Annotated in this window: 9 protein-coding genes and 1 other annotated feature; of the genes, 7 read left to right on the top strand and 2 right to left on the bottom strand. The window is 61.5% G+C overall.

Features of this window, described 5'->3' with window-relative positions; genetic code table 11:
• The first annotated feature begins 173 nt into the window (after positions 1 to 173).
• Positions 174 to 414 (top strand) — a binding site (T-box leader).
• A 44-nt stretch (positions 415 to 458) separates the two neighbouring features.
• The 4 genes from H8S34_RS10120 (at position 459) to H8S34_RS10105 (ending at position 3,820) form a co-directional block, all read left to right on the top strand.
• Entirely contained in the window at positions 459 to 758 is a 300-nt protein-coding gene (locus tag H8S34_RS10120; RefSeq protein WP_101693053.1) for a zinc ribbon domain-containing protein, read from the top strand.
• A gap of 50 nt (positions 759 to 808) precedes the next feature.
• On the top strand, positions 809 to 2,035 hold the full coding sequence (gene tyrS / locus H8S34_RS10115) for a tyrosine--tRNA ligase (RefSeq protein WP_101693054.1): 1,227 nt from the start codon (positions 809 to 811) through the stop codon (positions 2,033 to 2,035).
• Positions 2,036 to 2,067: 32 nt separating this feature from the next.
• Positions 2,068 to 3,288, top strand: coding sequence for an AI-2E family transporter (locus H8S34_RS10110; RefSeq protein ID WP_207724940.1), 1,221 nt, complete (start codon positions 2,068 to 2,070; stop codon positions 3,286 to 3,288).
• 67 nt (positions 3,289 to 3,355) lie between these two features.
• Complete coding sequence (locus H8S34_RS10105; RefSeq protein WP_186963904.1) at positions 3,356 to 3,820, top strand: GNAT family N-acetyltransferase; 465 nt, start codon at positions 3,356 to 3,358, stop codon at positions 3,818 to 3,820.
• On the opposite strand, the gene dapA is transcribed toward H8S34_RS10105, so the two are convergent.
• Positions 3,796 to 4,731 (bottom strand): 4-hydroxy-tetrahydrodipicolinate synthase, encoded by a 936-nt coding sequence (gene dapA, locus H8S34_RS10100; RefSeq protein ID WP_243207979.1) that lies wholly within the window; start codon positions 4,729 to 4,731, stop codon positions 3,796 to 3,798. The two genes, H8S34_RS10105 and dapA, sit on opposite strands and share 25 nt — an antisense overlap.
• A gap of 4 nt (positions 4,732 to 4,735) precedes the next feature.
• A complete protein-coding gene (gene asd / locus H8S34_RS10095; RefSeq protein WP_101693057.1) occupies positions 4,736 to 5,824 on the bottom strand; it encodes an aspartate-semialdehyde dehydrogenase in 1,089 nt (362 codons plus the stop codon).
• 279 nt (positions 5,825 to 6,103) lie between these two features.
• On the opposite strand from asd, the gene H8S34_RS10090 reads away from it, so the two are divergent.
• From H8S34_RS10090 to H8S34_RS10080, 3 genes are all read left to right on the top strand, one after another.
• On the top strand, positions 6,104 to 7,762 hold the full coding sequence (locus H8S34_RS10090) for a SpoIID/LytB domain-containing protein (RefSeq protein ID WP_186963902.1): 1,659 nt from the start codon (positions 6,104 to 6,106) through the stop codon (positions 7,760 to 7,762).
• Positions 7,759 to 8,829 carry a tRNA preQ1(34) S-adenosylmethionine ribosyltransferase-isomerase QueA gene (queA, locus tag H8S34_RS10085; RefSeq protein ID WP_186963901.1) on the top strand — a complete coding sequence of 357 codons (1,071 nt, stop codon included), beginning with the start codon at positions 7,759 to 7,761 and terminating at the stop codon, positions 8,827 to 8,829. Before H8S34_RS10090 ends, queA begins: the two co-directional genes overlap by 4 nt.
• A gap of 189 nt (positions 8,830 to 9,018) precedes the next feature.
• Positions 9,019 to 9,441 carry a DUF3842 family protein gene (locus H8S34_RS10080; RefSeq protein WP_101693060.1) on the top strand — a complete coding sequence of 141 codons (423 nt, stop codon included), beginning with the start codon at positions 9,019 to 9,021 and terminating at the stop codon, positions 9,439 to 9,441.
• Positions 9,442 to 9,545 lie beyond the last annotated feature (104 nt).

Genomic DNA, 9,545 nt, shown 5'->3' with positions numbered 1-9,545 from the left:
GTGTCCAAGGGCAAATAATTTGTTGGTTAGGTAGTGGGGCTTAACACTTATTCTTTAGACTATTCCGCCCCAACCGGGGCGGATTTTTTTATGTTTATTTTTTACTTTGCGAATTGAAGGACGCGGAAATCTCCATTTGACAAACCGGGAGGACTGCGCTATAATACATCTCAATCACTGTGATGATGGGGAGAAGTAACGGCCCCACCGCTGCAAAGAGAGCCTCTGGATTGGTGAAAAGAGGAGAGCGGACGCCGTGAATACACCCCGGAGCAGCCCCCTGAACGCTCAGGTCAAGTAGGGAGGGTCGGGTGCGCCCGTTATCGCGCTGGGAGTGTGATGGCACTCGACGAGGTCTCCCGCCGTGAGGGGGAGACGAACCAGAGGTGGTACCGCGTGATCCACGCCCTCTGTCCGAATGGGACAGAGGGCGTTTTTTTGCGAAACGGGGGGAGAATATGGAGCGGGATACCTGCATCCGCTGCGGCGGTACGATGGCGCCCATGGGATCGCATTTTCTGAAGAAAGGTGCTCCCGGCTGGCATCTGCGGGGCAACCTGGAGCATTTCGACGGGGAGAATCTCCTGCCGGTCGAGGTCTGGTGCTGCCAGAACTGCCGCCGGCTGGATTTTTACCTGGCTGAGAGCGCTTCCGGCAGCTCCGGCTCCGGCATCGCCCAGACCCGCTGTCCTGTCTGCGGAACGCTCCATGATCTGGACGACCCCAAATGTCCCCACTGCGGAACGCGGCTCTATTAAACTGTAACAAAACGGATTCCCATCAGAATCCGATCAAAGGAGAATGGAAGATGACTTGCTACGAAGAACTGAAGGCCCGCGGCCTGATCGCCCAGGTGACCAACGAGGAGGAGATCTCCAAGATGATCAACGAGGGCAAGGCGGTATTCTACATCGGCTTTGACCCCACCGCTGACTCCCTCCACGTGGGCCACTTCATGGCCCTGTGCCTGATGAAGCGGCTCCAGATGGCGGGCAACCGGCCCATCGCCCTTATCGGCGGCGGCACCGGCATGGTGGGCGACCCCTCCGGCCGCACCGACATGCGCCAGATGATGACCCCCGAGACCATCCAGCACAACTGCGACTGCTTCAAGAAGCAGATGGAGCGCTTCATCGAGTTCGGCGAGGGCAAGGCCCAGATGGTCAACAACGCCGACTGGCTCATGAAGCTCAACTATGTGGAACTCCTGCGGGAAGTGGGCGCCTGCTTCTCGGTGAACAACATGCTGCGGGCCGAGTGCTACAAGCAGCGCATGGAGAAGGGTCTGTCCTTCCTGGAGTTCAACTACATGATCATGCAGTCCTACGACTTCTACCACCTCTTCCAGCACTACGGCTGCAACATGCAGTTCGGCGGCGACGACCAGTGGTCCAACATGCTGGGCGGCACCGAGCTCATCCGCCGCAAGCTGGGCAAGGACGCCCACGCCATGACCATAACCCTGCTGCTCAACTCCGAGGGCAAGAAGATGGGCAAGACCCAGTCCGGCGCCGTGTGGCTGGACCCCAACAAGACTTCTCCCTACGAGTTCTACCAGTACTGGCGCAACGTGGGCGACGCCGACGTGCTCAAGTGCCTGCGGATGCTCACCTTCCTGCCCATCGAGCAGATCGACGAGATGGACCATTGGGAGGGCGCCCAGCTCAACACCGCCAAGGAGATCCTGGCCTTTGAGCTGACCCAGCTGGTCCACGGCACCGAGGAGGCCCAGAAGGCCCAGGACGCCGCTAAGGCCCTCTTCGTGGGCGGCGGCGACATGAGCAACGTGCCCACCACCACGCTGGAGACCGGCGACCTGACCGAGGGCTCCATCGGCGTGCTGGATCTGCTCCTCAAGTGCGGCCTGGTCCCCTCCAAGAAGGAAGGCCGCCGTCTGGTGGAGCAGGGCGGTGTGTCGGTCAACGGCGAGAAGGTCTCCGACGTGAACGCCGCCTTTGACGCCGCCTCCTTCGGCGACGAGGGTCTCATGATCAAGAAGGGCAAGAAAGTGTTCCACCGTGCCCTGCTGGGCTGATTTGCCGGACCAGTACCGATGAGAAGGGTGGAATGCCTGTGAAGGAAAAGAAGAAATGGTTCTCGCTGGACGAGCGCATGTGGTCCAATCTGCTGGTAGTCCTGGCCGGAATCGCGTTTTACCTGATCTTTTCCCATTTTGATATGGTGCGCGGGGTGGTCTCCATGATCACCGGCGTGCTGATGCCGTTTATCGTGGGGTTTGCCTTTGCCTACCTCCTCAACGGCCCGACCAACTATTTTGAGCAGAAGGTCTTCTATCGATTCAAATGCCGGCGGGGCCTTGCGGTGCTGTTGGTGTATCTCCTGGTCATCGCGCTGCTGGCCGTTCTGGTCAAGCTCATCCTGCCCCAGATCGTGCAGAGCATCGTGGCGCTGTACAGCATCATCCAGAGCTTTTTCCTGAATATCAACACCTGGATGCAGGAGGCGGCGATCCAGCTGAACATCGACCAGAATGCCCTCAACGAGTTCCTTTTGGACCTGAATTCCTCCTATAAGGACATCATGACGAACCTGTCCAACATGCTCTCCAAGGCGGTGCCCTATGTGCTGAGCATGGGCGTGGCCGTGGGCAGCGGGGTGGTGTCCGGCGTGATCTCGGCCATCACCACCGTGATCTCCTCGGTCTACATGCTGCTGGACAAGGACCGCCTGTCCCTTCAGTCCAAAAAGCTGGTCTATGCGATTCTGCCCACCAGAAAGGCCAATCGGCTCATCACCGTGTGTGCCCAGGCCAACGGCATCTTCTCCGGCTTCATCAACGGAAAGATCCTGGACAGCGCCATCATCGGCGTGCTGTGCTTTTTCCTGACCTCGCTCCTGCGGATCGAATTCCCGGTGCTCATCAGCGTGGTCATCGGGGTGACCAATGTGATCCCCTTCTTCGGCCCCATCGTGGGCGCAGTCCCCTGCGTGCTCATCCTGCTGCTGGTGGACCCCTGGCAGGCCCTGCGCTTCGGCATCCTGGCCCTGGCCCTGCAGCAGTTCGACGGAAACATCCTCGGCCCCAAGATCCTGGGCGACAGCACCGGGATCTCGGCCTTCTGGGTGCTCATCTCCATCGTGGTGGGCGGGGGCCTGTTCGGCTTCCCCGGGATGCTGCTGGGCGTGCCCACCTTTGCGGTGATCTATGCGCTGGTAGGCGAGTGGACCCGGGCGCGCCTCACCCAGAAGGGCATTCGCCCCGTCAAGGGCGGGGAGCCGGAGGTCATCCCGCCGGAAGGGCCGGACGATCCCACCAATGAACCATAAAAGCGAAAAAAGGACTCTGCTTCTTACAAAGCAGAGTCCTTTTCTACCCAAAAGAAAGGAGTCCATCATGAATCTTCGACCTTATCGCCCTTCTGACGTATCGGCGCTGGCGGAGCTCTTTTACCAGACCGTCCACAGCGTGAACCGGCGGGACTATACCGCGGAGCAGTGCCGGGTCTGGGCCACGGGGCATCCGGACCTTTCGGCCTGGGACGCGTCCTTTCAGGCCCACCGGACCTGGATCGCGGAGGAGGACGGGCACATCGTGGGCTTTACCGACCTGGACGTGGCGGCCGGATATCTGGACCGGCTCTACGTTCACAAGGACACCCAGCGAAGGGGCGTGGGCACCGCCCTGTGCGATGCCGCCGAGGCCTGTGCCCGGGCGGCCGGGGTGCGCCGATTGGAGACCCACGCCTCCATCACCGCCCGTCCATTCTTTGCCGCCCGGGGCTACGCCCTGCTGCGGGAGCAGGAGGTGGAGCGGGGCGGAATTTTGCTGAAAAACTACGTCATGATCCTGGAGCTCTGAGCCGGGGAGGGTGTGAGGGCCGGGAGGACCCCCGAGCGCTCCATGGCCTCCCGCAGTTCCCTCCGGTGTGCCTCCGAGATGGGGCAGAGGGGGAGGCGGAGGGGCCCCACCGGGTACCCCGCCATCTCCAGGGCGGCCTTGATGGGAATGGGGTTGACCTCCAGAAAGAGGGCGTTGATCAGCTCCAGATAGCGGAGCTGAAGCTGCGCGGCCTCCGCAAAGCGCCCCTCCAGACACAGATGGCTGATGCGCCCCATCTCCCGGGGGATCAGGTTGGAGGCCACCGAGATGACCCCCTTTGCCCCCAGTGCCATGAGGGAGACCACCTGATCGTCGTTCCCCGACCAGAGGAAGAGGTCCTCCCCGCACAGGTGCCTGGTCTGGGCCGCCAGGGAGAAGTTCCCGCTGGCCTCCTTGACCCCGTTGATCCCCGGGTTCTGGGAGAGGACCCGGTAGGTCTCGGCGGTAAAGGAGAGCCCCGTGCGGCTGGGCACGTTGTAGAGCAGGATGGGAAGAGACACGCGCTGGGTCAGAAACTCATAGTGCCGGATGAGCCCGGTCTGCGTGGTCTTATTATAGTAAGGAGTGACATGAAGCAGAGCATCGGCCCCCGCATCCTGAGCTTGCTGGGAGAGGTAGAGGGCGGCGGCGGTGTCATTGCTTCCCGCCCCCGCGATCACCTTCACCCGGTGGTTCACCTGCGCGACACAGAAGGCCACGGCGTCGTGGTGCTCCCGGATGCTCATGGTGGCGCTTTCACCGGTGGTGCCGCAGACACAGATGGCGTCCACGCCGCATGCGATCTGCTCCTCGATCAACCTTCCGAAGACGTCATACGCGATGACGCCGTCCGGTTCGAATGGTGTGACGATAGCGGTGCACACACCGGTAAAAACAGGCTCTTTCTTCAATCCATTACCTCCTTGTGATGTATCCCTCCGCACACAGCAGCTCGGCCAGCAGCACCGCGCCGCCGGCCGCGCCGCGCAGCGTGTTGTGGGACAGGCAGACGAACTTGTAGTCATACTGGGTATCCGGACGCAGACGGCCGGCGCAAACGGCCATGCCGCGCTCGGTCATGCGGTCCAGCTTGGTCTGGGGACGGCTGGGGTCCTCGAAATAGTGCAGGAACTGCTGGGGCGCGGAGGGAAGGCCCAGCTCCTGGGGACGGCCCCGGAAGGACGCCCACGCCTCCTTGATCTCCTCCTCGGTGGGCTTGCGGTCAAAGCTGGCAAAGACCGCGGCCATGTGGCCGTCGGAAGCGGCTACCCGGAAGCACTGGGCGGTGATGGCAGGGGAGTCGGCATTGACGATCACACCGTCCTCCACGTGACCCCAGAGCTTAAGGGGCTCCCGCTCACTCTTCTCCTCCTCGCCGCCGATGTAGGGGATCACGTTGTCCACCATCTCGGGCCAGGTCTCAAAGGTCTTGCCCGCGCCGGAGATGGCCTGATAGGTACACACCAGGGCCTTGGAGAGGCCGAAGCGCTCCCGCAGGGGATGGAGGGCGGGTACATAGCTCTGGAGCGAGCAGTTGGACTTGACCGCGATGAAGCCGCGCTCGGTCCCCAGACGGCGGCGCTGAGCGGGGATCACGCTCAGGTGCTCCGGGTTGATCTCGGGGACCACCATGGGCACGTCGGGCGTCCAGCGGTGGGCGGAGTTGTTGGAGACCACCGGGCACTCATGCTTGGCATAGGCCTCCTCCAGCGCCTGGATCTCCTCCTTCTTCATATCGACCGCGGAGAACACAAAATCCACCTGGGATGCGATGCGCTCAATATCGGTCTCGGCGTTGAGCACCACCATGTGTTTGGCCGCCTCCGGCATGGGGGCCTCCATGGCCCAGCGATTGCCGATGGCCTCCTCGTAGGTCTTGCCGGCCGAGCGGGCACTGGCCGCAATGGCGGTGAGCTGGAACCAGGGATGCTCCGCCATCAGAGTGACAAACCTCTGTCCTACCATACCCGTGCCGCCGATCACGCCTACTCTGTACTTTTCCATTCTGATGACCTCCCGTTGTTCTGATAGATTCTATGCTGGTACAGAAGAAATCAGGTCTGTCCATTGAAAAAAATCCAAGGGAAAAAAAGAAATCAGCGGGTTTACACACCGGCTGATTTTGTACTATAATGGCATAAGGTATGTGGATCGGCCTGATCTGTACTTACTGTATGGACAGGTATCCGCCGGAAACGAACGCCTGACGTTGCTCTTAGAGTAGCACAGGAATTCTTTCGTGTCAATACTTTGCTGTGTTAAATGATAAAACAGGAGAAAACCATGAAGGGAAAATGGATCAAATGGACTGCCCTGTGCCTGGCCGTCGCCCTGTCCGCCTCCGGCCTGCCCGCCCGGGCGGCCCCGGCGGAGGAGACCATTCTGCGCATCGGGCTCTACTATGGAAGCAACGCCATGCCGTCGGCCAATCTGGAAAACAGCGTGGGCTCCGGCTACCGTCTGGGGTATTTTGACGACGCCAATCAGTTTGTGGAGCTGGGACGGACCAGCAAAACGAAACTGTCCATGCTGAAAACAAAGACTCTCTACCTCTCTGGGGGGACCTATCAGACCACGCCCAGCAGCGGGGCCCAGACCATCGGGGGATATTCCCTCCAGTGGCCCGGGACTTATTCTGATTTTACCTCCGCCCAGACGGCGGCCGCTTCTGTGTCGGGGGGCTTTCCCGCCTGGGTAGAGGGGACCTATCAGGTCCGCTCCGGGGCCTATGCCACCCAGGCGGAGGCCGAGGCCGCCGCCCTGGGGACCACTGCCCAGGTGGTCCAGACCAGCTCCTCCGGGATCAATGTGGTGGAGACCGGCACGGCCCAGATCCTCTTTCAGTTCGACGGGGGCAGCAGCTATGTGTTCGGCGTCATGCCCGATATCACCGGGGTGAGCCAGCCGGTCACCTGGTTCAAGGGCTATAAGTATTACGGCGGCTTCCGCTATGAGCGGGTGGGGGGCGACAACATCACCGTGGTCAACCTCATCGGCATGGAGGACTATATCAACTGCGTCATCTCCCAGGAGATGAGCGACTCCTGGCCGCTGGAGGCCCTCAAGGCCCAGGCCTGCGCGGCGCGGACCTATGCCATGCGCAAGCCCAACAGCAGCAAGCACGCCGCCGACCACTTCGACCTGTGCAACGGGACCCACTGTCAGGCCTATCCGGGCATGAAGCTGACGGGAAGCAACACCCTCCGGGCCACCCAGGAGACGGCCGGCATGGTCATCCGGTATAACGGCGCGCTCATCGACGCCGTGTACTCCTCCAGCGACGGCGGAGCCACCGAAAATTCCGAAAACGTCTGGAACGACGCACTGCCCTACCTGCGGGGCAAGGTGGACCCCTACGAGGCCACCATTTCCAGCCAGATCCCCAACTATAACTGGAGCGTGACCTATACCGCTGACGAGCTGACCCAGAAGCTGCGCAGCAGCGGGCGCTCCTGTGACCAGATCGTGGACTTCCGGGTCTCCGAGACCACCCCCACCGGAAATGTGAAAGCCATCACCTTCACCGACGCCTCGGGCAAGAGCTGGACCTTCCAGAAGGAGCAGGCCCGGACCTTCCTGGGCCTGCGCTCCCAGCGCTATACCGTGACGGGCGGCGGGGGGAGCAGCTCCTCCAGCTCCGGCGGGCTGTATGTCAACAACGCCCAGACCCCGCTGGATGGGAGCTCCTTCTACGCCATCGGCGGGGACGGCTCCACCGGGCAGGTGGATCTCTCCGCCTCGCCCTATGTGATCACCAGCAATGGGACCGCCCTGCTGGGTGGGGGGACCGCCGCCGGTTCCGACCGCTTTGTGATCCAGGGCTCCGGCTACGGCCACAATGTGGGCATGAGCCAATATGGCGCCAACGCCATGGCCAAACAGGGCTATACTTACCAAGAGATCTTACAATTCTACTACACAGGAGTCGACATATCCCGATGAAAACATCTGATTTTTACTTTGACCTTCCGGAAGAGCTGATCGCCCAGACCCCGCTGGAAAAGCGGGACACCTCCCGGCTGCTGGTTCTGGACCGGGAGAGCGGCCAGACCGCCCACATGCACTTCTTCGATCTCCCCAAGCTCCTGCGGCCGGGGGACTGCCTGGTGCTCAATGACTCCCGGGTACTGCCCGCCCGGCTGCTGGGCCACCGCATCCCCTCCGGCGGCGCGGCGGAGGTCCTCCTCCTGGTGGACCGGGGCGAAAAGGTGTGGGAGTGCCTGGTCCGGCCCGGACGCAAGGTGCGCACCGGGACCCGGCTCTCCTTCGGCGACGGCCTGCTCACGGCCGAGGTGGTGGAGGTGCTGGATAACGGCAACCGCCTGATCCGCTTTGAATACGAGGGAATCTTCCTGGAGCTGCTGGAGCAGCTGGGGAAGATGCCTCTGCCGCCCTATATCAAGGAGGAGCTGAACGACCCCGAGCGGTATCAGACCGTCTATTCCAAGGAGGTGGGTTCGGCCGCGGCTCCCACTGCCGGACTCCACTTCACCAAGGAGCTGCTCCACGAGATCGAGGCGATGGGCGTGCGTATCTGCTATGTCACCCTCCACGTGGGCCTGGGCACCTTCCGGCCGGTCAAGGAGGACGACATCCTGGACCATGAGATGCACTCGGAGTACTGCATGATCTCCGCCGAGACCGCTGAGACCATCAACCGCACCAAGCGGGAGGGGGGACGCGTCATCTGCGTGGGCACCACCTCCTGCCGTACCATCGAGAGCTGGGCCGCCCCGGACGGCACCATGCAGGAGAGCGCTGGCTGGACCAATATCTTCATCTACCCGGGCTACCGCTTCAAGGTGCTGGACTGCCTGATCACGAATTTCCACCTGCCCGAATCCACGCTGGTGATGCTGGTCTCGGCCCTGGCCGGGCGGGAGCACATCCTGAACGCCTACCGGGAGGCAGTGGAGCAGCGCTACCGTTTCTTCTCCTTCGGGGACGCCATGTTCATTACGGACCAGATGCCCGCCCTGGAGGAAACCCAGCCCAAATCCGACGTGTAATCCGTCCTATCCATTGTGCTGCAATATATGGAAAGTTATTCTACTTTACAGTTAACTTTTTAAAGATTCAGAAAGTCCTTCTTAAAATCAACTGTATAGCGATATTACTTTACAGACATTGTGGCACAACCTATATAAGCTAATGTGATATAAAAATACCCCTGAGAGAGAGAAAGAGGAGATGCCCCCATGAAGGTTCTTGTGATTGATGGTCAGGGCGGCGGGATCGGCCGTCAGCTGGTCGCCGCCATTCGGGAGACCTGCCCCGACGCGGAGATTACCGCCGTCGGCACCAACAGCCTGGCCACCAGCGCCATGATGAAAGCGGGGGCCCATCTGGCCGCCACCGGAGAGAACGCCGTCCTGGTTGGGTGCCGGAAAGCGGACGCCATCATCGGGCCCCTGGGCATCGTCATCGCCGACGCTCTGCTGGGGGAGATCACTCCGGCCATGGCCGCCGCCGTGGGGCAGAGCCGGGCCAAGCGCATTCTGATCCCGGTGAACCACTGCGACAACCTGGTGGCCGGGGTGGGGAAGCAGTCCATGGGCAGCCTGGTCCAGGACGCGGTGGACCTGCTCCGGTCCTTGCAGGGAGAAGCGTGCGGGCTCTGATTGCAGGGGATTTTATCCTGTGGTATAATAGCGATTAGTATAAGAGCGATATTATGAATTGGAAGAACGAGTGCGGCCAGGCGCGGCGTTCTCCATCAAAGGAG

The organism is Pseudoflavonifractor hominis, from assembly GCF_014288125.1.
Taxonomy (GTDB): domain Bacteria; phylum Bacillota; class Clostridia; order Oscillospirales; family Oscillospiraceae; genus Pseudoflavonifractor_A; species Pseudoflavonifractor_A gallinarum.
Note: the sequence above shows the minus strand (reverse complement) of the source record. Positions and strands in the feature narration are given on the sequence as shown.